Consider the following 22,425-nt stretch of genomic DNA (forward strand, 5'->3'; position numbering starts at 1 on the left):
TAACTATGGCGATTAGAGTATTAGTTGTTGATGATTCAAGCTTCTTCCGACGTCGTGTGAGTGAAATCATCAACTCCGAATCGCGCTTAGAAGTGATTGATGTCGCGACTAACGGCAGAGAGGCGGTGGACAAAGCACAGCGTCTCAAACCCGATGTCATTACGATGGATATTGAAATGCCAGTCATGGACGGTATCACTGCCGTCCGTGAGATCATGGCATCCAATCCGACGCCAATTTTGATGTTTTCATCGCTGACGCACGATGGTGCGAAAGCGACGCTGGATGCGCTGGATGCCGGTGCGCTGGATTTCTTACCGAAGAAATTTGAAGATATCGCGCGTAACCGTGACGAAGCGGTTGCGCTGCTGCAACAACGCGTGTTGCAAATTGCCGCGAAGAAAGCGTTTATGCGCCGCCCGGTCGTATCTCGTCCGGCTGTGTCATCACCTGCGCCAACTTCTGGCTCAAGTTTGCTTAACCGGACTCAGCCAACGACTCCGTCATTGAGTCCAAGCAGACCCGTTGCGGCCGCAACGCGTTTCAAAGCCTCCGGTAAGAAATATCAGCTTACAGCTATCGGTACTTCGACGGGGGGGCCGGTCGCATTGCAAAAGATTCTCACCAAGCTACCTGCAAATTATCCGCATCCGATTGTGCTGATTCAGCACATGCCTGCGACCTTTACCGCCGCATTCGCCAGTCGTCTGAACTCATTGTGCAAGATTGAAGTGAAAGAAGCGGAAGATGGTGATGTGCTGCGTCCTGGTGTCGCTTATCTGGCGCCGGGCGGTAAACAAATGATGCTGGAAGGGCGTCCTGGCGCGGCTAAGCTGCGCATCATTGATGGCGGTGAGCGCATGAATTATAAGCCGTGTGTAGATGTCACCTTTGGCTCAGCGTCTAAAGTCTACGGCGACAAAGTCTTGTCGATGGTACTGACCGGAATGGGCGCTGATGGCCGCGAAGGTGCGCGTATGCTCAAGAATGCAGGCGCGACCATCTGGGCACAGGATGAAGACAGTTGTGTGGTGTATGGCATGCCGCAGGCCGTCGCGAAAGCCGGTATTTCAAGTGAAGATTTACCTCTGGATCGCATTGCAGAGCGCATGCTGGTCGAAGTCGGTTTGGCCTAAGGAAGCGCAATGATTGTTTGGAGTGTTGCAAACCAAAAAGGCGGCGTCGGTAAAACGACCACAACCATCACGCTTGCTGGCTTGTTGAGCAAACAAGGTAAGCGTGTGTTGCTGGTCGATACGGACCCGCACGCTTCATTGACGACTTATCTGGGCTATGACTCTGATGGTGTTCCGGCCAGCCTGTTTGATCTGTTTCAGCTGCGCGAGTACACCGAGCATACGGTTGAGCCTCTGATTCTGCGTACCGATGTGGAAGGAATAGACCTGATCCCGGCACACATGTCGCTGGCGACACTGGATCGGGTGATGGGAAACCGCAGTGGCATGGGGTTGATTCTCAAACGTGCCTTGCTGGCGCTGCGTCAACGTTATGACTATGTGTTGATCGACTGTCCGCCCATTCTTGGCGTGATGATGGTTAACGCACTGGCGGCCAGCGATCGTATTTTGATCCCGGTACAGACAGAATTTCTGGCGATGAAGGGCTTAGAGCGCATGGTGCGTACGCTGGCAATTATGCAAAAGTCGCGCAATCGTGAATTTAAGGTCACCATCGTGCCGACCATGTACGACAAACGTACGCGCGCCTCATTGCAGACACTGAACCAGCTCAAGAAAGATTACCCGGATCAGGTATGGACGTCGGCGGTACCTATTGACACCAAGTTCCGCGATGCCAGCCTGAAACGTTTACCGGCATCCCATTTTGCTGAAGGCAGTCGGGGTGTTTTTGCGTACAAGCAATTACTTCTGTTTTTAGAGAGGCTGTCTATCAATGAGTAGCCCGTTGCTGTCGAGTGAACAAGCGCTGGATGATTACTTCACTGCTCTGCTAGATGAAGAGCTGGGTGAACAGGATCTTGCGCCGCAGAGTCAGCCTGAGCCAGAACCCGCATTAGAGCCGATGATGCAATCGGTGGCGGAAAAGAGTTACTTCGAAGAAGAGCTCGAAGAAATTGATTTGCCCAACCTGGATGATGTCCAGCGCCTGCTGAGCCAGTTAGAAAACAGCAACCCGGTTGCTGAGCTGGATCTTGAAGAGGTGATGGAGCAGAACACCATTCAGATCGCTCAGGCTGAAGCGCCTGCTGTGGTGGAAGAGATTCAGGAATGGAACATCGAACCCGAGGTCGTTGTTGAACCTCAGGTGTTGGTGGCGGAACCTGAGGTCGAAGCGTTTGAAGACGTTGAAGCTCTGAACAGTACCAGTCTAGAAGAAGAACTGACTGCGGAGATTGAGGTTGATGAAACACCCCAAACTCAGACAGGCCGTTTTGATCTCAGTCGTTGGGATAACGCCGTACGTGCCGACAACTTTCAAGTACTCTACTTCGACGTCAACGGGGTGACTTTTGCTGTACCGCTGGATGAGCTGGGAGGTATTCACCGTAAAGGCTCTCTCAATCACCTGATTGGTCGTCCGGGCTGGTATCTTGGCCTGCAAACTAACCGTGATGCACAGCTGGACGTGGTGGATACGGCGAAGTGGGTGATGGCGGAAAAGCTACGCGATGATAGTTATAAAGCGGACTACCAGTACATCGTCATGCTCGGCGAAAGTATGTGGGGGTTGGCATGCACTAAACTATTAGGCACCGAGCTGCTGAATAGTGAAAAAGTTCGCTGGCGGGAACAAGTGGGTAAGCGCCCTTGGCTTGCTGGAATGGTTAAAGAAAAAATGTGTGCTCTGGTTCATGTTGAAGCATTGATCGCTATGCTTAATGCAGGACTTGATGTAAGAGCACTCGATAAATAATACATTTTTGTCGGAAACGACTTAGAGAGGAAAAGGTATGTCTCAAACTAACGAAGTTGAAGTGAGAAAAGAACACTCTAACGACGAAGTGCTGCAGTGGGTGACGTTCCAGCTAGAAGAAGAAACGTACGGCATCAATGTAATGCAAGTACGTGAAGTGCTGCGTTATACCGAAATCGCACCAGTACCCGGTGCACCTGATTACGTGCTGGGCATCATCAACCTGCGTGGTAACGTGGTAACCGTTATCGACACTCGTTCTCGTTTTGGTTTGATGCAAGGTGAGATCACCGATAACACCCGTATCATCGTCATCGAATCTGAGCGCCAAGTGATTGGTATTCTGGTCGACAGCGTGGCCGAAGTGGTTTACCTGCGTTCTTCTGAAATTGACACCACACCAAGCGTTGGCACCGATGAAAGCTCGAAATTCATTCAGGGTGTAAGCAACCGTGACGGTAAACTACTGATCCTGGTAGACCTGAACAAGCTGCTTACCGATGAAGAATGGGATGAAATGGCTCATCTGTAATGGCTGATCTGGCTTGGTTAACGCCTCCTGTTATTGCAGGAGGCAGTGTACTGATTGTTTTGCTGCTGCTCTTGGCACTGCTTCGCCTGCGCCGAAGTTCGTCAAAACAGGCGGACTATTTCCGCCAACAGTTACGCCATCTGGATAAAGAGCTTCAGAAATCCAATAAGCAGGTTCTGGAAGTGCGCTCAGTGATGGTCGGGCTGGGACAGAAAGTCTCAGAACAGCAGGACATTATCTTGCATCTCAATGAACGCCTCAAAGAGCTGGAAAACGCCGACACGGATGGCCGTTTGTACAGCCGCGCATCGAAGATGGTCAAGCTGGGTGCTGATATCAATGAGCTGATCGAAGAGTGCGAACTGCCAAAAGCCGAAGCGGAGCTGATGCTCTCGTTACAGAAGAAGCTCTCTGGTAAAGAGGCGATTCCGCCGCTGACCAGTCATCCGGAAAGAAAGGTGGCTGCGCCGGGAGACAAAAGGCCGGCACGCAAACCTTCTCGTTAGCCTAATGTGAACAGATAAAAAGGAAGTCGTGAGACTTCCTTTTTTGTTGGCTGGAATTTATGAAAGCATGTAACTAAAAAGGGTTAATTGCTTCAGAAAATAATTAAAAATTAACAGTTTCTTACTTAGTTTCGTGACTCGTAATACCCTTACTCTATTTAGTCTCTTCCGTGGTGTGGTAATATGGGCGCCCCAATTTATTGATTCAGAAGCCCATGCTGGAAGTAAAAAATCTCACTGCGATTCGTGATGAAAGAGTGCTGTTTGAAGGCTTGTCTTTCACCATTCAATCTGGCGAACTGGTCCAAATTGAAGGCCGTAATGGCACTGGCAAAACCACGTTGCTACGCATTGTGACCGGCTTGGGTGATCGCGATGATGGCGAGATCCATTGGAATAACGTCAACATCGAAGCGGATCGAGACAGCTACCATCAGGAACTGCTGTTTCTTGGTCATCAAACGGGTGTAAAACGAGAGCTGACCGCATTAGAAAACCTGCGTTTTTATCAAGCGGTACACGCCGCTGGCACGCAGGAAGAGGATTTGTACCAGGCGCTGACTCAGGTTGGGCTTGCCGGGCGTGAAGACGTGCCAGTGGGACAGCTGTCTGCCGGGCAGCAGCGCCGCGTGGCGTTGGCTCGCTTGTGGCTCAGCCGCCAGAAGTTGTGGATCCTTGATGAACCTCTGACGGCGATTGATAAGCAAGGGGTGAAAGTATTGGAAGCCCTCTTTTTGCAGCATGCCGAACAAGGCGGGATAGTGGTGCTGACCACTCACCAGGATATGTTCGCCGACAATCCGAAACTGCGCAAAATTAAGTTAGGAGACGCCTGATGCTATCGACCATGACCACCATCATTCGTCGTGAACTGCTGATCGCGTTTCGCCGTCAGGCTGACATTTTCAACCCGCTGTGGTTTTTCATCATCGTGATTACGCTGTTCCCTCTCAGCATCGGCCCTGATCCAAGTTTATTGTCCCGTATTGCGCCTGGTATCGTTTGGGTTGCCGCATTGCTGTCGGCATTACTTTCGCTTGAGCGCCTGTTTCGCGATGATTATCAGGACGGCTCACTGGAACAAATGATGCTGATGCCAGTCCCATTACCTGTGGTGGTGATTTCAAAAGTATTGGCACACTGGCTGCTGACGGGGGTGCCGTTGATTTTAATCAGTCCACTGCTGGCCATTTTGTTGTCATTGGATATGAACACTTGGATTTCAGTGGTGCTGACGTTACTGCTCGGAACACCAACCCTCAGTTTTATCGGTGCAATCGGTGTGGCTTTGACGGTCGGGCTGCAAAAAGGCGGCGTGCTGCTCAGTTTGCTGGTTTTACCGCTCTACATCCCAATTTTGATCTTCGCCACATCAGCCATAGATGCGGCGTCACTGGGAATGGCGTACAACGGACAATTGGCGATTCTGGCGGCGATGTTTATGGGCGCATTGACCCTGACACCGTTTGCGATCAGTGCTGCGTTGCGAGTAAGTGTCAATTAGTTGTTCTCGATCAAGCACGAAAAATTCCCGTTAGATAAATTGCAAACCGAACAATTCAGATTCGGTACTTGAAGTAAAAGTGAGAGTAAACAATGTGGAAATGGCTACATCCCTACGCCAAACCAGAGTCGGCCTATCGCCTGTGCGGTAAGTTTCTGCCTTGGTTTGCGATTTTAGCTCTGTTGTGTTTATCCGCAGGTACAGTCTGGGGACTGGCCTACGCGCCTTCTGATTATCAGCAGGGAGACAGTTTTCGTATCATTTATATCCACGTGCCTGCTGCTATTTGGTCGATGGGCGTTTACATGTTGATGGCGATTGCTGCCTTTATCGGCATTGTGTGGCAGGTAAAACTGTCGGACATGGCTGCATCCGCGATGGCACCCATCGGCGCAGTTTACACCTTCATCGCACTGATTACGGGCGCTGTGTGGGGTAAGCCGATGTGGGGTACCTGGTGGGTGTGGGACGCACGTCTGACCTCAGAACTTATTCTTCTGTTTCTCTATCTCGGTGTGATTGCGCTTTATCATGCGTTTGATGACCAGAAAACCGCAGCCAAAGCGGCGGGTATTCTGGCGATTGTCGGTGTGATCAACCTGCCAATCATTCACTATTCCGTGGAGTGGTGGAATACCCTGCATCAGGGGGCCACCATCACCAAATTCGATAAACCTTCGATTTCGAGTGATATGCTGTGGCCGCTGCTGCTGAACATATTCGGCTTTGCGTTCTTCTTCGGCGCGTTGACGATGATTCGCCTGCGCAATGAAATTATCAGCAAAGAGAGTCACCGCCCGTGGGTGATTCAACTGGCCGCAACGCAGTCACAGAGAGGGAAATAAGATGCACTTTGAATCTATGAGCGATTTCTGGGCAATGGGAGGCTACGCGGCTTACGTGTGGAGTTCCTTTGGTATTACTTTCTTATCAATGTTGATTTTGTGGGTGGCGAGTGTTCGCCGCGGTCAAACGCTACTGAATGAAGTCCAGGCTAAAGTAGCGCGTCAGGCACGAATCGATGCAGCGAAAAATATGGAGAACACACTATGAATCCAAGACGCAAAAAGCGCCTCGGTATTGTGCTGGCGATTTTCATCGGCTTAGGTGCCACCATCGGTCTCGTTCTGTATGCACTGAATCAAAATATGGACCTGTTTTACACCCCGAGTGAACTGGTGAACGGTAAAGATGGCAAAAAGCCGGAAGTGGGCCAGCGCCTGCGCATCGGTGGAATGGTCGAAGTCGGGTCTGTGAAACGTGATCCTAGCTCTCTTAAAGTGAGCTTTTTGCTGCATGACAAAGGCCCTTCAGTGACAGTGATCTACGAAGGTATCCTGCCAGACCTGTTCCGTGAAGGTCAGGGTATTGTGGCTCAGGGCGTGCTGAAAGACGCAACGACCGTAGAAGCCTTCGAAGTGCTGGCTAAGCACGACGAAGAGTACATGCCACCTGAAATTGCCGAAGCGATGCAGAAAAACCATTCGCCAATGAGCTACTCACAAGATCAAATGCAAGGAAGTACCAAATGATTGCGGAAATCGGTCACTTTGCGCTGATTCTGGCACTGGCGTTAGCCGTGCTGCTCAGCGTACTTCCTCTGGTCGGAGCGTCCAAAAACAACCATGTGCTGATGAATGCGGCGCGACCGCTGTCGATTGGCATGTTTATGATGCTGGCGTTGTCGTTCGGTATTCTGTTGTGGGCGTTCTACACCAACGATTTTACGTTGCAGTACGTAGCCAGCAACTCCAACAGCCAATTGCCGTGGTATTACCGTCTGACGGCGGTGTGGGGCGCGCATGAAGGTTCACTGTTGCTGTGGGTGCTGATTCAGGCTGGCTGGACGCTTGCGGTGGCGACGTTGAGCCGCGGTATGCCTCAGGAGTCGGTGGCACGGGTATTGGCCGTGATGGGCTTGATCAGTGTCGGTTTCCTGCTGTTTATCATCGTGACATCGAACCCGTTCACCCGCACCTTACCGCATTTTCCGATTGATGGCCGCGACCTCAATCCGCTGTTGCAGGACCCAGGTCTGATCATTCACCCGCCAATGCTCTACATGGGTTATGTGGGATTTTCGGTCGCGTTCTCATTTGCGATTGCGTCTCTGATGACCGGCCGCTTAGATACCGCTTGGGCTCGTTGGTCACGTCCGTGGACAACCGCTGCGTGGCTGTTTCTGACCGTAGGTATTGCGCTGGGTTCCTGGTGGGCATACTACGAACTTGGCTGGGGTGGCTGGTGGTTCTGGGATCCGGTGGAAAACGCGTCGTTCATGCCTTGGCTGGCCGGTACCGCGCTGATGCATTCGCTGGCGGTTACCGAAAAGCGTGGCACCTTTAAAGCGTGGACTGTGCTGCTGGCTATCTCCGCGTTCTCGCTCAGCCTGTTGGGTACCTTCCTAGTGCGCTCTGGTATTCTGGTTTCTGTACACGCATTTGCGTCCGATCCGGCGCGCGGCATGTTCATTCTTGGCTTCCTGGTGTTCGTCATCGGCGGTTCGCTGTTGCTGTTCGCGCTGAAAGGCTCATCGGTACGTGTGCGTGGTAATTTCGAGCTGGTGTCGCGTGAAAACGCTCTGTTGGCTAACAACGTGCTGTTGATCGCTGCGCTGGTTGTCGTGCTGATTGGTACGCTGTTACCGCTGGTGCATAAACAGTTGGGTTTAGGCTCGGTATCGATTGGTGCACCGTTCTTCAACACTTTGTTCGCATGGCTGATGGTGCCGTTTGCCTTCCTGCTGGGTATCGGCCCTCTCATTCGCTGGAAGCGTGACAACCTGTCGAAACTGATTAAACCGATGCTGATTTCCGGCGTCATTGCGCTGCTGTTCGGTGCGTTGATCGTGCAACTGACGACAGAACACTTCAGCTCAATGGCCTTCATGGGTTGGGTGATGGCGCTGTGGATTGTGTGCCTGCACGCAGTAGAACTGTATGAGCGTGCGACGCATCGTCACACCTTCTTGGCGGGTATAGGTAAACTGCAACGCAGTCACTGGTCGATGATGCTGGGTCACCTTGGTCTTGCTGTGACCATCATCGGTATCGCGATGGTCCAGAACTACAGTATCGAACGTGATGTCCGTCTGGCTCCTGGGGAGCATTTCAAACTGCAAGAGTATGAGTTCTTCTTCAAAGGCCTGCGTGATAAAGATGGTCCGAACTACGACGGTTACATTGCCGATTTTGAAATCACTCAAAATGGTAAATACCTTAATACATTGCATGCTGAGAAACGTTTCTACCGCACTGCGCGTTCGATGATGACGGAGGCGGCCATTGACCGCGGTCTGACCCGCGATCTCTATATCGCAATGGGCGAGCGTCTGGATGACAACAACGCATGGGCAGTACGAATTTACTACAAACCATTTGTTCGCTGGATTTGGGCTGGTGCTTTGCTGATGGCACTGGGTGGTGCGTTGGCCATCAGTGACAAACGCTACCGTTTCAGAAAAAACGCTCAGCAGGAGGCTTGATTGATGAATAAGAAGATTTTGTTTATTCCGCTGGCAGCATTTCTGGCGTTAGTTGCAGTGTTCGCTACCCAACTGGTTAAAAACTCCGAAGGTGATGATCCAACCAAACTGGAATCAGTGCTGGTGGGGCAGGCTGTGCCGCAGTTTCGTCTGGAAGATTTGGTCGAACCCGGCAAACTTTATGACCAATCGATTTTCAAAGGTGAGCCGTTACTGCTCAACGTGTGGGCCACGTGGTGTCCCACCTGTTATGCCGAACACCAATACCTCAACCAGTTGGCAGGTAAAGGCGTAAAAATCATCGGTATGAACTACAAAGATCAGCGTGATAAAGCCGTGAAATGGCTGAACGATCTTGGCAATCCTTATCTGATTAGCTTGTTTGACGGCAATGGCATGCTGGGGCTTGATTTAGGCGTTTATGGCGCGCCGGAGACCTTCCTGATTGATGCTAATGGCGTCATCCGTTATCGCCATGTGGGGGATGTGAATCCTCGCAACTGGAAAGAGACGCTGGAACCGATGTACAACCAGTTGTTGCAGGAGGCCAAATGATGAAACGTTGGATACTTGCTGCTGCGGCAGCACTAATGGTTTCCTTAACTGCGCTGGCCGCGATTGATGTGTACGATTTCGATACGCCGGAGCAGGAAACTCAGTTTCAGGAGTTGAGCAATACGCTGCGCTGTCCGAAATGTCAGAACAACTCAATCGCGGATTCCAACGCTGAACTCGCGAAAGATCTGCGTCATAAAGTGTATGAAATGACAAAAGAGGGCAAATCTAAAGACGAAATCGTCGATTACATGATTGCCCGCTACGGTAACTTCGTCACGTATAACCCACCGTTTACACTCAGTACGGCGATTTTGTGGCTCGGACCGGTATCTGTGCTGTTGATCGGTTTTGGCGTGATTGTCATTCGCAGCCGTCGCAGCAAAGCGGCTGCAACAAGCAACAACGCTCAATGGGATAAGGACAAAGAAGCGCGTCTGAAGGCGCTGCTGGAAGAAGATAAAGACGGAGATAAGCAATAATGACGTTATTTTGGATTTCGACGCTTATCCTGGTGGCTATTGCCTGCGTCTTCATTGCCATTCCGCTGATTCAGAAAAAGGCCAACAACGACACCGTACTGCGCGATGAGCTCAACAAAGCTTTCTATAAAGACCGCTTAAATGAGCTGCAGGAAGAGACGGCAGAGGGCCTGGTGGACAACCAACAGGACCTGATTGCCGACCTGAAACAATCTCTGCTGGACGATATTCCGGCCGATAAGCAGGCGACGCAGCAGAGCCAGGTCTCGACGTTAGCAGTACTGGTGCCGTCAGTCTTGCTGGTCGTGCTGCTCAGCTACGGAATGTACGCCAAATTTGGTAACTACGATAAAGTGGAGCACTGGCAACAAGTGAGTGCCGACTTACCGCTGCTGACTCGTAAGCTAATGGCGCCGCAAGGTCAGGGTGTTGAGCTAACGGATCAGGAAATGGAAGACTTGACGCTCTCTCTGCGCACGCGCTTGTATTACCAACCGGAAGACTCGACAGGCTGGCTGTTGCTAGGGCGTATTGCGATGGCAAACCGTGACATGCAGACCGCAATTGGCGCAATGAAACACGCCTATGCGCTGGAGCCTCAGGATGGTGACATTCAGTTGGGGTACGCTCAGGCGCTGATGTTGTCAGATGATGAGATGGACCAGACTCAGGCTCGCTCGATTCTGCAACGTCTCGCTAAACGCGATTACGTCGACCTGCGTGTCTACTCACTGCTTGCCTTTGATGCGTTCGAACGTGCCGATTACCCGTCAGCCATTCAATATTGGGGCCTGATGCAAAAAATGATTGGCCCGAATGACAGTCGTTACGAAATGCTGACGCGCAGTATTGACAGTGCCAAACGTAAAATGGGTGAAGGCGTTGTCGAGGGTAAATCGGTCTCCGTGACCATTTCTCTGGCTGACAATGTTGTCCTGCCACAAAACGCGGTACTTATCGTCTCTGTGCACAGCGCCGATGGCGCGCCAATGCCGATTGCGGCTGCCCGTTATCCGTTGAGCAACTTCCCGCGTACGGTGGTATTGGACGATAACAACAGCATGATGCAAGGGCGTAAACTGTCAGATCTGTCTACACTCATGGTACGCGTTCGTATTGATACTGATGGCAACGTGTCGACTAAAGACGGCGACTGGTTTGGTGAAAGTCAGCCAGTGAATTTGGGCGAACCGGTTGAAGTTGTGATTAATAAACAGTATTAATTAGCGCTAGCTGTTTGTTTTAAATTAAAATAAAGGCCGATGAATGCATCGGCCTTTACGTATGGATAATAATAATGATTAGCCGCTTAGCACGGATTCTATCCCCAATATTGATGTTGGTATTAGTCGGTTGTAGCTCAACACCCAATACCACATCGAGTGATACTACTTCGAACGATCCACTGGAAGGTTTTAACCGTGCCATGTGGACCGTTAACTATGATTATCTCGACCCGTATCTGGTGCGTCCTGTCTCACTGGCTTACGTCGACTACGTACCGCAACCGATACGTCATGGCATCGCCAACTTCCTGGCGAACCTTGATGAACCTTCCAGCATGGTGAACAACCTGCTGATGGGCAATGGCACTAAAGCTCTCGACCACTTCAACCGTTTCTGGATTAACAGCACTTTTGGTCTTTTGGGTCTTATTGATATTGCATCGGAAGCGGGCATTACCAAACACGATGAAAAAGCGTTCAGTGATGCTGCAGGGCATTATGGGGTAGGCAACGGGCCATACGTGATGGTGCCGGGTTACGGGCCGTTTACCGTGCGTGAAACTACCGATGTCGTCGATGGTTTGTATGTACCACTGTCGTATCTCAACATATGGGCCAGCATCGGTAAGTGGGCATTGGAAGGCATGGAAACCCGTGCGTCGTTAGTGTCGCAAGAGGCGATGCTCGACAATTCGCCAGATCCTTACGCGTTGACTCGTGAAGTCTATCTGCAGCACCGTGATTTTACCGCTGAGATAGAGAAAAACGATTACAACGATGCTGAGGAAGATTACCTCGACAGCTATATGGAAGAAAATTTCTAATGGATAGCCGGCTTAACCCATAGCGGTTAAGCCGACATCACCCGTCCACTGAAGTATTCATTGGCAACAATGTATTCGGTGTTGCGAATCAACTCATCATTCACCGCTGCCCAGTGCACGCTCTCGTCATTAGCGGAAATCATCGGAACCACACCACCTACTCGAATGTTGAATGGCGTCAACTCTTTGGCCCAGCTTTGGGTAAAGCCGGAAACCATGGATGTCGCATTTTCAATGCCCGGCATATCCTGCGGTGAGTTGTAAGACAGTACATTGACAATCACACCTTTAGCGGAGCGATGACGCATGCGTTCTGAGCAGGCTTGACCAAAGGTAAACAGCGATGAGGCCATCAATGCCAACTTCTGAATAAACAGCTCAGCCGGATGTTCATCCACAACGGACGGTAACGGGGCATTGGGCCAGTTATTGATCAGTACGTCGGGAACACTCTGGTAGGTATGCTCAATGTGATCGAGCATATTGTGAATACTGTGTAATGAGTAATCGGCTAAATGGTACTGCTCAACCTCATGGGAGATATCCCGGCAACGTTTAAAGGTCTCGAGCAATCCTTGCTGGTTGGTGTCACACAATATGACTCTTGCACCCAGTCGCGCAAAATGGATGGCCAGTGTACTACCGAGCAATGAGCTTGCTGAAGTAATCAGAACCAGTGCACTTTCTATATTCATTTTGTGCCCACCTTTTCCATGTTTCTCTCTTGTTTCGTTATGAAACAGGTCAGAATAGGATGGTTGAATAGCTGTGAGTACGATGTGAATAACTTCAAATAACTTGGTCTGACAGGCGGAAGGGTGACGATTTTTTGCACTCATTCACACTCTGACGCAAAGTCAGAGAAAACAATTGCAAAGATGAGTGACTAGGCTTGTGCGCGCAGTTGATCGTGACGCCAAGCCATGTTCAGTTGCGGGTATAAGTCTGATGGCAACAGGGTTTTCGGTGTTTTCTGTGCCAGATGACGGCGATCATGACCTGACAGATTGAGATAGATCTCCTCTGGAAAATCTTGAGTATCTTCAGGGAGATAGGTCAGAGCTTCAGGTTTGAGGTAGTGAGACAGTTTGGCGCTCGCCAATCCACCCTGATGAAACAAGTCAGCCTGACGAGCTGAAATCTGGTAGGAACTTTGGTCATTACGCAATGCCTGCGGCTCTTGCAGTTCAAAACGCTGGCGCAGCAGTGAATCAGTAGTGTCGACTTGTTCGATGTGTTCAACCGGAGTGGTATCACGTACGTCGTTAGAGAACAGAGCCAGCAATAAAGAAAAGTCGGCACGACGCCCATGCAAAACAGCCTGGCTGATGCCAGTGCCGATCTGCAGTTCGTTAATCAGGCCAGCTTTATCTAAAGTGTGTACTTGCATGGTGTTCTCCGTTTTATGTCCCTTTAACGGCCAAAGTGGCGAAAGCTTTAGGGAGTTGACGGAGAAAAGTAATAAAAAAAGCCTGCAAAATTGCAGGCTTAGAATCGATTGCTTTTTATCCTATACAGGATTATTTAGCCAGGTTAGCTGCAACGAATTCCCAGTTAACCAGAGCCCAGAAACCGTTCATGTAATCTGGACGTACGTTACGGTAATCGATGTAGTACGCGTGTTCCCACAGGTCAACAGTCAGCAGTGGAGTGACGCCTTCTTCAGTCAGTGGAGTACCTGCGTTAGAAGTGTTAGTGATAGCCAGAGAGCCATCCGCTTTCTTCACAAGCCAAGTCCAAGATGAACCGAAGTTGTTGATTGCTGAGTCAGTGAATTTTGCTTTGAACTCTTCGAAAGAACCGAATGCTGCGTTGATTGCATCCGCTACTGCGCCAGTTGGTTCGCCGCCGCCGTTTGGAGACAGACAGTGCCAGTAGAACGTGTGGTTCCAGATTTGCGCTGCGTTGTTGAATACACCGCCAGTTGAAGTCTTGATGATCTCTTCCAGAGTTTTACCTTCAAACTCAGTACCAGGGATCAGACCGTTCAGCTTAACAACGTAAGTGTTGTGGTGCTTACCGTGGTGGTAATCAAGAGTCTCTGCAGAGATGTGTGGTTCCAGTGCGTCTTTAGCGTAAGGAAGAGCTGGTAATTCAAATGCCATTGCTCGATTCTCCATATAGATGAAAGAGTTACCTCTTTCGATTGCTTCCAGTGTTATTTTATATTCGTCGATACGACTGACTTGCGATCTATTTTAGCAAGTTTTTACTTTATTAAAACCCCAATCTTGAGAAAAATCGTTTATCCATCCGAAGATAGTGAAAGCGACTCTAGGCAAAGTAGGCCGATGAGACGCGAAAGGCAAGGCGCACTGTGTAAATTTGCCGATTCCGCGAAACGGATGCTATAACCATAATGATAATGTGCTTTTTATTCTCTACTAATGATTTAGAATGGGCGCCATGAAACTTGAAATCCATTAAGAGGAAGCAATGGAAACCATCGACAAAATCAAACAGCAAATTGAAGAGAACGCGATCCTTCTGTACATGAAAGGCTCACCAAAACTGCCTAGCTGTGGTTTCTCTTCTCAAGCTTCACAAGCACTGATGGCTTGTGGTGAAAAATTTGCTTACGTTGATATCCTGCAAAACCCGGATATCCGTGCTGAACTGCCAGTGTACGCTCAATGGCCAACGTTCCCACAACTTTGGGTTGAAGGTGAACTGATTGGCGGCTGTGACATCATCATCGAGATGTTCCAAAAAGGCGAACTTCAGACACTGATCAAAGAAGCCGCCGCTCGCGCAGCAAGCAGCGAAGAGTGATTCTGAGCAGTAAAAATACTGTATAAAATCACAGTTTTACTTGATTTATTAAGGCCACATTCGATAATGTGGCCTTAATTTTTTGGTCGTCAGACACTGAACGCTATGACTCGTCTCTTCATTGCAGAAAAACCCAGCCTTGGCCGCGCGATTGCCGATGCGTTACCAAAACCGCACAAGAAAGATCAAGGATTTATCCGCTGCGCCAATGGTGACGTGGTGACGTGGTGCATCGGCCATCTGCTTGAGCAGGTGGAACCGGATGCTTACGACGAGCGTTACAAAAAGTGGAATCTGGCCGATTTGCCTATTGTGCCCGAGCAGTGGCAACTGCGTGCGCGTAAATCGGCCAGTAAGCAGCTCAGCGTGGTGCGCAAACTGTTGAAAGAAGCCAGTCAAATCGTCCACGCCGGAGACCCGGATCGTGAAGGGCAACTGCTGGTGGATGAAGTGATTGACTACTGCAAAGTGGCCAAAAGCAAAAAAGAGTCGATGGAGCGGCTGCTGATCAGTGACTTGAACCTGCCAGCGGTGAAGCGTGCATTAACCTCGATGCGTAGCAACCGCGATTTTATTCCTCTCTCTGTGTCTGCACTGGCACGCTCACGGGCCGATTGGCTGTATGGCATGAACATGTCGCGCGCTTACACGTTGCTCGGCCAGAAAGCGGGTTATCAGGGTGTGCTCTCGGTCGGACGAGTGCAAACGCCGGTGCTGGGGTTGGTGGTGCGCCGTGATGAAGAGATCGAAAACTTCGTGCCACGCGATTACTTCACGCTGGATGCGCTGATTCCTTATCAGGATGCCAATGGCGCATTTGATATTCGCGCGCGCTGGAAGCCCAGTGACGCCTGCAAGCCCTGGCAGGATGAAGAAGGCCGCGTGTTCAACCGAAAACTGGTGGAGAACGTGGCCAGTCGCATCGCCGGACAACCCGCCAAAGTGGTGGAATCGGAGCAGAACCAGACCAAGCAGTCTGCGCCGCTGCCCTATTCATTGTCGGCGTTGCAGATTGATGCGGCGAAGCGTTTTAACATGAGTGCGCAACAAGTGCTCGATACCTGTCAGTCGCTGTATGAAAAACACAAACTGATTACCTATCCGCGTTCCGATTGTCGTTACCTGCCCAAAGAACATTTCGCGCAGGCGCCTTCCGTGACGGCGGCCATCGCCAATAATGCCAACGAACTGGCAAGCGCAGTGGCTAACGCCGATTTATCGCGTAAATCCAAAGCGTGGAACGATGCCAAAGTCGACGCGCATCATGCCATTATTCCCACGCCCAAGCAGGCCTCAGTCAATGCGCTTTCCAGCTATGAAATGAAGGTGTATCAGCTGATTGCCCGTCAGTATCTGATGCAGTTTTATCCGCCAGCGGTGTATGCCGAAGCCAAGTTGGTGTTTGACATCGCTGGCGGCATGTTTGTCGCTAAAGGGCGCCAACTGCTGTCGGCTGGCTGGAAAACCCTGACGGGTCAGAAAGAAGAACAGGAAGAGGGCGTGGATACCGTACCGCCGCTACCAGTCGGAACGGTGCTGACGTGTCGTGAAGGTGAAATCAAAGATCGCAAAACCGAGCCGCCGCGTCATTTTACTGAGGCAACGTTACTTCAGGCGATGACGGGCATTGCTCGTTTTGTGGCAGACAAAGAGCTGAAAAAAATTCTGCGTGAAACCGATGGTTTGGGGACGGAAGCAACCCGCGCGGGCATTCTCGATACGCTGTTCAAGCGTCAGCTACTCATACGCGAAGGTAAGCTGATTAAAAGCTCGGCGGCCGGACGTGGCCTGATTCATGCGCTACCATCGGATGCGACCTATCCGGATATGACGGCGCACTGGGAGCATCAGTTGCAAGCCATGGCCGAACGTGGTCAGGCCTATCAGCCGTTTATGCAGGCGCTACAGCAACGTATTGATCTACTGATGGCGCAGGTCAAAACAGGGCCAGTACCGGAATCATTGCGTTCACTGCCGAAAGTAGAACGTCCTGCGTTTAAGCGTAAACGCCGTCCCAGCAGCAACCGAAGTCAGCCGAAAGGACAAAGTCGCACCTAGCGTGACGATAAGAAATGAAGAAAGGCCCACTCAGGGGAGAGTCGAGTGAACCTTGAGCAAATTATTTGCCGCCCGAGACGGAGTAGTTCATCGACACGTTACGCGATTTCTGGAATGTGTCGATGTCCTCGCCGCGCATAGACGCGTAGATATGTGGATTCGGCACGCCCACCACTGCGCCCAGTTTCTCCAGCAGGAAGAAACTCACGCCGTAGCGAATCATGTCAATCCACTGTTTTTCCGCCACCATGGTCTGTTCCTGTTCGGTTAAACCGAATTCTGTAAAGAGAGCTTTGGGTTCTTGTTTAAAGCGCTCGCGGTGCGCAGGCTCAATCAGGCGATGCAGAAAGTCATTCAGACGATAGGCGCGATGTGCACTCTCCAGCCCAAACGGGTAGGTGCCGGGCAGTTTTTCTACCCCCGCAATTTCATGTTGAATGTGCTGACGGTATTGCTCGGCCTGCGCGTCGTCAAAACTATTGCCGAGATCTTCAAAGATCACCGTGGCGATGTTGGTCATCGAAGGCAGATAGGTAGCGCTGTGCACCTTCTTCACCTTGTCGGACAGTGCGCCACGCATGATGAGCCACATAATGACTTCTGCGCCTTCCATACCACCCAGTTCGGCGTATTCCGCCAGACGAATGTCGGCTAATGCTTCTGGCGTCTCTTCCAGCATATCCAGAAAACGCTGATCCCAATCGGTGTTGTTGAATCCGCAGCGCTCGCCATGCACCTGATGCGACAGGCCGCCTGTCGCAACGATGGCCACGCGCAGATCGGGATCCGGAAAACTCTCAATCGCTTTGCGCAGGCTCTTACCCAGCTTATAACAGCGTTTGGCATTCGGAATGGGGAACTGCAAAACGCCGACCTGAAGCGGCACGATGGTGCCTGACCAACCACTGGTCTGCGGCGAAATCATCGACAGCGGTGAAAAGCAGCCATGGTCGAGCGGCTTTTTCTGAAACACAGACAGATCGAACTCATCTGCGACCAGTGAGTTGGCGATGTGACGCGACAGTTCTAGATGGCCTTTGACGGCCGGGTACTGGCGTGCGCCGCCGCCCTCGTCCGCGGTGCGGTACTCATCGTCGACCCCCAGCGCAAACGGGGAGTAATGGTCGAAAAAGAATGACGTAATGTGGTCATTGAAAATCATGAACAGCACATCGATTTGCTGTTGCTCTACCCATTCCTGCACCACTTTGAAGCCAGTGAAAATGGGCTTCCAACCCGGATCGTTGTCCTTGTTGGTGTCTTTTGCATAACCAATGGTCGGTGAATGAGAGGCGCCAATACCGCCAATAATTCTGGCCATGTTGTATCTTCCTTGTAATCAGGGTTAGCGAGCGCTGCTGACGGTTTCAGCCTGAGGCTTTTTTGTGTCGCAGTGCTGAATCTGTTCATACGGTAAACCGACGTACTGTTCGGCGATGAGCTTCATGCCAGCTTCGCTGTGTAAGTAAAATTCCAGTTCACAATCAGCCATCTTCTCGACGAATGAGCGTTGGTCCTGCAACTCACTGTCAAAATGATGCAACATGCTGGTCATCCACCAGGAGAAGCGTTCGGCGTTCCACACGCGGCGCAGGCACACATCCGAATATTGCTCGACGACTTTGCGCGGTTCACCGGCGTAGTAAGCGCTCAGCACCTGATAAAGCGCAGCGACATCGGAAGCGGCAAGGTTCAGGCCTTTCGCGCCCGTTGGCGGCACGATATGCGCAGCATCGCCGACCAGAAACAGATTACGGTGCTGCATCGGTTCACACACAAATGAGCGCAGCGGCGCGATGCTTTTTTCAATGCTCGGCCCGGTCAGCAGTTTCTCTGCTTCTGCCGCGGGTAGGCGGCGTTTCAGCTCTTCCCAGAAACGCTCATCGCTCCAGTCTTCCACTTTCTCGCTGTTGGGCACCTGCAGGTAGTAGCGTGAGCGGGTTTCAGAACGCTGACTCGCCAGCGCAAAGCCGCGAGAATGTTTGCAGTAAATCAGCTCGTCGCACACCGGCGGTGTATCAGTCAGCAGGCCAAGCCAGCCGAACGGATAGATGCGCTCGTACTCAGTACGAATTTCATCGGGGATGCTCGGGCGGGAGATGCCGTGGTAGCCGTCACAGCCCGCAATAAAATCACATTCGATCTGATAGGTTTCGCCGTCCGCTTCAAACTCGACGCTGGCGAGGCCGTGTTCCGGGTTGTGCAGCTTGGTCACCGGCGAGGAATAAAAACTGCGTTGGCCGGATTGCTCGCGCGCCTGCATCAGATCGCGGGTGACTTCGGTCTGGCCGTAACAGGTCACCACTTTGCCTTGCGTCAGGCGAGTGAGGTCAACGTGCTGCTTTCTGCCTTCCACACTGATGAAGAAACCATGATGAACGAGGCCCTCTTCATCCAATCGCTGGTGACAGTCCGCTTCACGCAAAAGGTCGACAAAGCCCTGTTCGAGAATGCCGGCGCGAATACGACCCAGCACATGCGGCGCAGAGCTGCGTTCAACGATGACATTGTCAATGCCTTGTTTATTGAGCAACTGGCCAAGCAGCAACCCCGATGGTCCGGAGCCGATAATGGCAACTTGAGTCTTTAAGGTTTTCATTTTCAGCTCCTTTAATGAGGTAACAGCGCCAGTGCCAGTGATGGAAACACGATCAGTAATCCGAGACGAACCACGTCGGAGAGGACAAACGGAATCACGCCTTTAAAGATGTCGGTGATGTTGAGGTCTTTATCGAGCGATTTGATGACAAACACGTTCATGCCGACCGGGGGAGTGATGAGGCCTACCTCCACCGTGATGACCGCAACGATACCGAACCAGATAGGGTCAAAACCTGCCGCTTGAATCAGCGGGAAAACGACTGGCACGGTAAGCAGCAGCATTGCAATACTGTCCATCACACAACCCAGCAGAATGAACAGCATCAGCACGGCAAACAGCACCATGTAAGGTGATAGATTGAGGCTCTGTACATAGTCGACCAGTGAGTAGGAGATACGCGATACCGACAGGAAGAAGCCGAAGATTTCCGCGCCGATGATCATGAAGAAAATCATCGCTGAAATAGACAGCGTTTCATTCACTGCTTCGAGGAACATCGCCCAGGTCATGCCGCGAATCAACGCGATGACCAGTGTCAGCGCAGCACCAATGGCCGCCGCTTCGGTCGGCGTAAAGAAACCTGCGTAGATACCGGCAATGATAAACGCAAAGATGGCGGTAAATGGCAGCAGACCTTTCAGACCGATGATCTTCTGCATCAATGTGGTTTTCTCGCCCGGCGTCGCCAGGTTCGGGAAAATCCACACCGTGACAGCAACGGCCACGCAGTAGAGCGCCAAGCCCAGCAGACCTGGAATCACGCCTGCGATGAACATGTCACCGACCGATTGCTCGGTGATCAGCGCGTACAGCAGCAGCGCGATCGACGGTGGGATCATGATGCCCAGTGTGCCACCAGCCGCCAGTGTGCCCGTCGCCAGTGAGACTGAGTAGCCGTTGCGTTTCATTTCCGGCAGTGCGACGCGCGACATACTGGCCGCGGTGGCGAGCGAAGACCCGGAAATTGCCGAGAAGATACCGCACGACGTGACGGCCGCCAGTGCCATACCGCCGCGCCACGAACCGAACAGCGTTTTTGCGCCATTGAACAGCTCTTGCGACATGCGGGCTTTGGAGGCAAAGACCCCCATCAGAATGAACATCGGAATCGGGCTGAAGCTGTAGTTCGAAAGCGCGTCAAACGGCGCGCTGTCGAGTATCGCCACCGCTGGCTGAAACGCGACGATGGACGCGAAGCCGACGAAGCCGGTCACCGCCATCGACAGCGCGATGGGGGCACGAAAAGCGATCATAATCAGCATGATTGCGATGCAGATAAAACCTATCATTGACGCATCCATTACAACACCTCTTTATGCTGATGATTGGAGTGTGAAGCCGAAGACGACTGCGGCTCTCCGCTGGTCTGTTTAGGCTGATGATGACGAATCATGTCCCAGGTCAGGATCAGGCAGCGCAGGGTCAGCACAGTCGTTGCGAACACCACGATGCGGTAGATCCACGGCATCGGAATCATCAGATCCTGAGTGGTTTCGCCGCTCATCACCGCGCCTTCAATTGCTAAATAGAAGCGGTAGGTCATACCGGCCCCCAACAGGGCAAAACCAAGCAGATAGAAAGATTCCAGATACGTTTTGCTGCGGTCAGACATCTGCTCAGTAAACAGGTCGACTACCACCTGAGAGTCACCCACCGACTGTGGCAGCGTAAACAGCACGGTAAACAGCAAGCCGTATTTAATCAGTTCCACACCACCGACGAAGGTCAACTCGATACCGCCATCACTCAAACCGTAAAGCGTGCGTGTCACCACATCGAGCAGCGTTACCAGCATCATTCCGATCAGGAACACACCGCTGAACACATGCATCACTTGGGACACCCGGTTAATAAAATTCTTGAGTACAGTCATGAGATAACTCCCGGAGTCCGGCCATCAGGCCGGATTCGCACAGCTGCCCGAAGACAGTTCCATCGCACGTTTGTAGACCGCTTTCGCTGGCAGACCTTTGGCTTCCAGAGCGTCGAGGTAATCCTGAGTCACGGAATCGAGTACCGGTTTCCATTCGCTCTGCATGTCGCTGTCGCTCACGGTGTAAATGTTGTCACCCATCTTCTTCGCTTCCGCCATCCCCTTGCTGTCCAGTGCATCAAATGATTCGCCGGATTTCAGTGACCAGGACATGCCGGAGTTTTTGTCGATTACCGCTTTCAGTTGCGGGTCGAGGCGGTTGTAGACGTCTTTGTTCATGGTGACGATAAACGCCAGCGAGTAGAGACCACCGATGTCGGTGTGGTTGTTCGCCAGTTCATTGATTTTGAATACTGTCGCGCCTTCCCAAGGCAGCGCCACACCGTCAATCACGCCGCGTTGCAGCGATTGGTAAGAGTCTGGGGCTGGCATGCCGACCGGCAGCGCTTTGACTTTTTCCAGGAAACTGGCCACCACGGAGGTTGGGCGGCGGATGCGCAGGTTAGCCAGATCTTCCGGTTTTTCGACCTTCTTATCTTTGGTATGCAGCATGCCCGGACCGTGCGTAAACAGGAACAGAGGCTTGGTGTCTTTGTATTCTGAGGCGATCAAACCTTCGTTATACAAACTCTGAATCACACACGAACCCTGCACTGCGGTTTTGACCACGCCCGGTAGTTCCACTACTTGGGTCAGCGGGAAACGGTTTGCTGTGTAGCCCTGAACGGTTGCCGTCACATCGATGATTTGGTGACTTACGGCATCGTACTGTGCAGGCGGCTTGGCAAGCATGGAGCTGGCATAGATATCGACTTTGATGCGACCGTCGGAATCTTGTTTCACCTGATCCGCCCAAGCCTGAAAGATGTCTTTCTGCGCCGCCGAGACGGCAGGCCAGAAATGACCAAAGCGCAGCGTAACGTCAGCAGCCTGAGCGGATGAAGCAGCGATAAGAGTGCCCAGTGCACAAGCGTAGGTAAGAGTTGTTATCTTTTTCATTATTCGCATCCATACTTTTGTTTGTTTTCACGTTTGTCCGGTGGTAAATCCGG

At 51.6% G+C, this 22,425-nt stretch carries 25 protein-coding genes; 17 read left to right on the plus strand and 8 right to left on the minus strand.

Features of this window, described 5'->3' with window-relative positions:
• Nucleotides 1–5: 5 nt before the first annotated feature.
• The 15 genes from LGV68_RS00645 to LGV68_RS00715 all read left to right on the plus strand — a co-directional run bounded on the left by LGV68_RS00645 (nucleotide 6) and on the right by LGV68_RS00715 (nucleotide 12,008).
• On the plus strand, nucleotides 6–1,136 hold the full coding sequence (locus LGV68_RS00645) for a chemotaxis response regulator protein-glutamate methylesterase (protein WP_032080977.1): 1,131 nt from the start codon (nucleotides 6–8) through the stop codon (nucleotides 1,134–1,136).
• Between the two features lie 9 nt (nucleotides 1,137–1,145).
• Nucleotides 1,146–1,922, plus strand: a complete 777-nt coding sequence (locus LGV68_RS00650) for a ParA family protein (protein WP_032080978.1) — start codon at nucleotides 1,146–1,148, stop codon at nucleotides 1,920–1,922.
• The gene (locus LGV68_RS00655) at nucleotides 1,915–2,895 is read left to right on the plus strand and encodes a chemotaxis protein CheW (protein WP_252536035.1); all 981 of its coding nucleotides are present in this window, start codon (nucleotides 1,915–1,917) and stop codon (nucleotides 2,893–2,895) included. The genes LGV68_RS00650 and LGV68_RS00655 overlap by 8 nt, the downstream gene beginning before the upstream one ends.
• Before the next feature lie 37 nt (nucleotides 2,896–2,932).
• Complete coding sequence (locus LGV68_RS00660) at nucleotides 2,933–3,427, plus strand: chemotaxis protein CheW (protein ID WP_020331244.1); 495 nt, start codon at nucleotides 2,933–2,935, stop codon at nucleotides 3,425–3,427.
• Complete coding sequence (locus LGV68_RS00665) at nucleotides 3,427–3,933, plus strand: DUF2802 domain-containing protein (RefSeq protein WP_020331245.1); 507 nt, start codon at nucleotides 3,427–3,429, stop codon at nucleotides 3,931–3,933. Before LGV68_RS00660 ends, LGV68_RS00665 begins: the two co-directional genes overlap by 1 nt.
• A 215-nt stretch (nucleotides 3,934–4,148) precedes the next feature.
• Nucleotides 4,149–4,769 carry a cytochrome c biogenesis heme-transporting ATPase CcmA gene (gene ccmA / locus LGV68_RS00670; RefSeq protein WP_020432491.1) on the plus strand — a complete coding sequence of 207 codons (621 nt, stop codon included), beginning with the start codon at nucleotides 4,149–4,151 and terminating at the stop codon, nucleotides 4,767–4,769.
• Nucleotides 4,769–5,437 (plus strand): heme exporter protein CcmB, encoded by a 669-nt coding sequence (gene ccmB / locus LGV68_RS00675; protein ID WP_020331247.1) that lies wholly within the window; start codon nucleotides 4,769–4,771, stop codon nucleotides 5,435–5,437. The genes ccmA and ccmB overlap by 1 nt, the downstream gene beginning before the upstream one ends.
• 92 nt (nucleotides 5,438–5,529) lie before the next feature.
• On the plus strand, nucleotides 5,530–6,282 hold the full coding sequence (locus LGV68_RS00680) for a heme ABC transporter permease (RefSeq protein WP_252536036.1): 753 nt from the start codon (nucleotides 5,530–5,532) through the stop codon (nucleotides 6,280–6,282).
• Between the two features lies 1 nt (nucleotide 6,283).
• A complete protein-coding gene (gene ccmD, locus LGV68_RS00685; protein ID WP_020331249.1) occupies nucleotides 6,284–6,490 on the plus strand; it encodes a heme exporter protein CcmD in 207 nt (68 codons plus the stop codon).
• Nucleotides 6,487–6,969 carry a cytochrome c maturation protein CcmE gene (ccmE, locus tag LGV68_RS00690; protein WP_020331250.1) on the plus strand — a complete coding sequence of 161 codons (483 nt, stop codon included), beginning with the start codon at nucleotides 6,487–6,489 and terminating at the stop codon, nucleotides 6,967–6,969. The genes ccmD and ccmE overlap by 4 nt, the downstream gene beginning before the upstream one ends.
• Nucleotides 6,966–8,921 carry a heme lyase CcmF/NrfE family subunit gene (locus LGV68_RS00695; RefSeq protein WP_020331251.1) on the plus strand — a complete coding sequence of 652 codons (1,956 nt, stop codon included), beginning with the start codon at nucleotides 6,966–6,968 and terminating at the stop codon, nucleotides 8,919–8,921. The genes ccmE and LGV68_RS00695 overlap by 4 nt, the downstream gene beginning before the upstream one ends.
• 3 nt (nucleotides 8,922–8,924) lie before the next feature.
• Nucleotides 8,925–9,476 carry a DsbE family thiol:disulfide interchange protein gene (locus LGV68_RS00700; RefSeq protein ID WP_020331252.1) on the plus strand — a complete coding sequence of 184 codons (552 nt, stop codon included), beginning with the start codon at nucleotides 8,925–8,927 and terminating at the stop codon, nucleotides 9,474–9,476.
• Nucleotides 9,476–9,958: a cytochrome c-type biogenesis protein gene (locus LGV68_RS00705; protein WP_032081019.1), complete on the plus strand. Its 483-nt coding sequence runs from the start codon at nucleotides 9,476–9,478 to the stop codon at nucleotides 9,956–9,958. Before LGV68_RS00700 ends, LGV68_RS00705 begins: the two co-directional genes overlap by 1 nt.
• Entirely contained in the window at nucleotides 9,958–11,181 is a 1,224-nt protein-coding gene (gene ccmI / locus LGV68_RS00710; protein WP_047458560.1) for a c-type cytochrome biogenesis protein CcmI, read from the plus strand. Before LGV68_RS00705 ends, ccmI begins: the two co-directional genes overlap by 1 nt.
• A 74-nt stretch (nucleotides 11,182–11,255) precedes the next feature.
• Nucleotides 11,256–12,008: a VacJ family lipoprotein gene (locus tag LGV68_RS00715; protein WP_038128945.1), complete on the plus strand. Its 753-nt coding sequence runs from the start codon at nucleotides 11,256–11,258 to the stop codon at nucleotides 12,006–12,008.
• A 26-nt stretch (nucleotides 12,009–12,034) separates the two neighbouring features.
• Here LGV68_RS00715 and LGV68_RS00720 read toward each other — a convergent pair whose 3' ends face one another.
• The 3 genes from LGV68_RS00720 to sodB form a co-directional block, all read right to left on the minus strand.
• Complete coding sequence (locus LGV68_RS00720) at nucleotides 12,035–12,703, minus strand: SDR family oxidoreductase (RefSeq protein ID WP_020331259.1); 669 nt, start codon at nucleotides 12,701–12,703, stop codon at nucleotides 12,035–12,037.
• Nucleotides 12,704–12,894: 191 nt separating this feature from the next.
• Entirely contained in the window at nucleotides 12,895–13,398 is a 504-nt protein-coding gene (locus LGV68_RS00725) for a VC2046/SO_2500 family protein (RefSeq protein WP_061056252.1), read from the minus strand.
• A gap of 130 nt (nucleotides 13,399–13,528) precedes the next feature.
• Nucleotides 13,529–14,113 (minus strand): superoxide dismutase [Fe], encoded by a 585-nt coding sequence (sodB, locus tag LGV68_RS00730; protein ID WP_020432486.1) that lies wholly within the window; start codon nucleotides 14,111–14,113, stop codon nucleotides 13,529–13,531.
• A gap of 331 nt (nucleotides 14,114–14,444) precedes the next feature.
• Here sodB and LGV68_RS00735 point away from each other — a divergent pair, with 331 nt between their 5' ends.
• Together LGV68_RS00735 and LGV68_RS00740 are read left to right on the plus strand one after the other, a co-directional pair.
• Nucleotides 14,445–14,780 (plus strand): Grx4 family monothiol glutaredoxin, encoded by a 336-nt coding sequence (locus LGV68_RS00735; RefSeq protein WP_020331262.1) that lies wholly within the window; start codon nucleotides 14,445–14,447, stop codon nucleotides 14,778–14,780.
• A 105-nt stretch (nucleotides 14,781–14,885) separates the two neighbouring features.
• Nucleotides 14,886–16,838: a DNA topoisomerase III gene (locus LGV68_RS00740; RefSeq protein WP_222749338.1), complete on the plus strand. Its 1,953-nt coding sequence runs from the start codon at nucleotides 14,886–14,888 to the stop codon at nucleotides 16,836–16,838.
• Between the two features lie 61 nt (nucleotides 16,839–16,899).
• Here the strand turns inward: LGV68_RS00740 and LGV68_RS00745 are convergent, their stop codons facing one another.
• The 5 genes from LGV68_RS00745 to LGV68_RS00765 are packed head-to-tail and all read right to left on the minus strand — an operon-like array spanning nucleotide 16,900 to nucleotide 22,372.
• Nucleotides 16,900–18,159 carry a gallate dioxygenase gene (locus LGV68_RS00745; RefSeq protein WP_055453153.1) on the minus strand — a complete coding sequence of 420 codons (1,260 nt, stop codon included), beginning with the start codon at nucleotides 18,157–18,159 and terminating at the stop codon, nucleotides 16,900–16,902.
• 24 nt (nucleotides 18,160–18,183) lie between these two features.
• Complete coding sequence (gene pobA / locus LGV68_RS00750; protein WP_252536037.1) at nucleotides 18,184–19,437, minus strand: 4-hydroxybenzoate 3-monooxygenase; 1,254 nt, start codon at nucleotides 19,435–19,437, stop codon at nucleotides 18,184–18,186.
• 11 nt (nucleotides 19,438–19,448) lie between these two features.
• Complete coding sequence (locus LGV68_RS00755) at nucleotides 19,449–20,729, minus strand: TRAP transporter large permease (RefSeq protein WP_230857686.1); 1,281 nt, start codon at nucleotides 20,727–20,729, stop codon at nucleotides 19,449–19,451.
• An 11-nt stretch (nucleotides 20,730–20,740) separates the two neighbouring features.
• A complete protein-coding gene (locus LGV68_RS00760; protein WP_038128948.1) occupies nucleotides 20,741–21,313 on the minus strand; it encodes a TRAP transporter small permease in 573 nt (190 codons plus the stop codon).
• Between the two features lie 24 nt (nucleotides 21,314–21,337).
• A complete protein-coding gene (locus tag LGV68_RS00765) occupies nucleotides 21,338–22,372 on the minus strand; it encodes a TRAP transporter substrate-binding protein (protein ID WP_020331269.1) in 1,035 nt (344 codons plus the stop codon).
• Nucleotides 22,373–22,425: the final 53 nt, after the last annotated feature.

The organism is Vibrio sp. LQ2 (assembly GCF_023920125.1).
GTDB lineage: Bacteria > Pseudomonadota > Gammaproteobacteria > Enterobacterales > Vibrionaceae > Vibrio > Vibrio fluvialis.

What these genes read in the sequence shown, in the direction of transcription:
- LGV68_RS00645 (WP_032080977.1), top strand. Translation starts at nt 6, where the DNA reads ATGGCGATTAGAGTATTAGTTGTTGATGATTCAAGCTTCTTCCGACGT.
- LGV68_RS00650 (WP_032080978.1), top strand. Translation starts at nt 1,146, where the DNA reads ATGATTGTTTGGAGTGTTGCAAACCAAAAAGGCGGCGTCGGTAAAACG.
- LGV68_RS00655 (WP_252536035.1), top strand. Translation starts at nt 1,915, where the DNA reads ATGAGTAGCCCGTTGCTGTCGAGTGAACAAGCGCTGGATGATTACTTC.
- LGV68_RS00660 (WP_020331244.1), top strand. Translation starts at nt 2,933, where the DNA reads ATGTCTCAAACTAACGAAGTTGAAGTGAGAAAAGAACACTCTAACGAC.
- LGV68_RS00665 (WP_020331245.1), top strand. Translation starts at nt 3,427, where the DNA reads ATGGCTGATCTGGCTTGGTTAACGCCTCCTGTTATTGCAGGAGGCAGT.
- ccmA (WP_020432491.1), top strand. Translation starts at nt 4,149, where the DNA reads ATGCTGGAAGTAAAAAATCTCACTGCGATTCGTGATGAAAGAGTGCTG.
- ccmB (WP_020331247.1), top strand. Translation starts at nt 4,769, where the DNA reads ATGCTATCGACCATGACCACCATCATTCGTCGTGAACTGCTGATCGCG.
- LGV68_RS00680 (WP_252536036.1), top strand. Translation starts at nt 5,530, where the DNA reads ATGTGGAAATGGCTACATCCCTACGCCAAACCAGAGTCGGCCTATCGC.
- ccmD (WP_020331249.1), top strand. Translation starts at nt 6,284, where the DNA reads ATGCACTTTGAATCTATGAGCGATTTCTGGGCAATGGGAGGCTACGCG.
- ccmE (WP_020331250.1), top strand. Translation starts at nt 6,487, where the DNA reads ATGAATCCAAGACGCAAAAAGCGCCTCGGTATTGTGCTGGCGATTTTC.
- LGV68_RS00695 (WP_020331251.1), top strand. Translation starts at nt 6,966, where the DNA reads ATGATTGCGGAAATCGGTCACTTTGCGCTGATTCTGGCACTGGCGTTA.
- LGV68_RS00700 (WP_020331252.1), top strand. Translation starts at nt 8,925, where the DNA reads ATGAATAAGAAGATTTTGTTTATTCCGCTGGCAGCATTTCTGGCGTTA.
- LGV68_RS00705 (WP_032081019.1), top strand. Translation starts at nt 9,476, where the DNA reads ATGAAACGTTGGATACTTGCTGCTGCGGCAGCACTAATGGTTTCCTTA.
- ccmI (WP_047458560.1), top strand. Translation starts at nt 9,958, where the DNA reads ATGACGTTATTTTGGATTTCGACGCTTATCCTGGTGGCTATTGCCTGC.
- LGV68_RS00715 (WP_038128945.1), top strand. Translation starts at nt 11,256, where the DNA reads ATGATTAGCCGCTTAGCACGGATTCTATCCCCAATATTGATGTTGGTA.
- LGV68_RS00720 (WP_020331259.1), bottom strand. Translation starts at nt 12,703, where the DNA reads ATGAATATAGAAAGTGCACTGGTTCTGATTACTTCAGCAAGCTCATTG.
- LGV68_RS00725 (WP_061056252.1), bottom strand. Translation starts at nt 13,398, where the DNA reads ATGCAAGTACACACTTTAGATAAAGCTGGCCTGATTAACGAACTGCAG.
- sodB (WP_020432486.1), bottom strand. Translation starts at nt 14,113, where the DNA reads ATGGCATTTGAATTACCAGCTCTTCCTTACGCTAAAGACGCACTGGAA.
- LGV68_RS00735 (WP_020331262.1), top strand. Translation starts at nt 14,445, where the DNA reads ATGGAAACCATCGACAAAATCAAACAGCAAATTGAAGAGAACGCGATC.
- LGV68_RS00740 (WP_222749338.1), top strand. Translation starts at nt 14,886, where the DNA reads ATGACTCGTCTCTTCATTGCAGAAAAACCCAGCCTTGGCCGCGCGATT.
- LGV68_RS00745 (WP_055453153.1), bottom strand. Translation starts at nt 18,159, where the DNA reads ATGGCCAGAATTATTGGCGGTATTGGCGCCTCTCATTCACCGACCATT.
- pobA (WP_252536037.1), bottom strand. Translation starts at nt 19,437, where the DNA reads ATGAAAACCTTAAAGACTCAAGTTGCCATTATCGGCTCCGGACCATCG.
- LGV68_RS00755 (WP_230857686.1), bottom strand. Translation starts at nt 20,729, where the DNA reads ATGATAGGTTTTATCTGCATCGCAATCATGCTGATTATGATCGCTTTT.
- LGV68_RS00760 (WP_038128948.1), bottom strand. Translation starts at nt 21,313, where the DNA reads ATGACTGTACTCAAGAATTTTATTAACCGGGTGTCCCAAGTGATGCAT.
- LGV68_RS00765 (WP_020331269.1), bottom strand. Translation starts at nt 22,372, where the DNA reads ATGAAAAAGATAACAACTCTTACCTACGCTTGTGCACTGGGCACTCTT.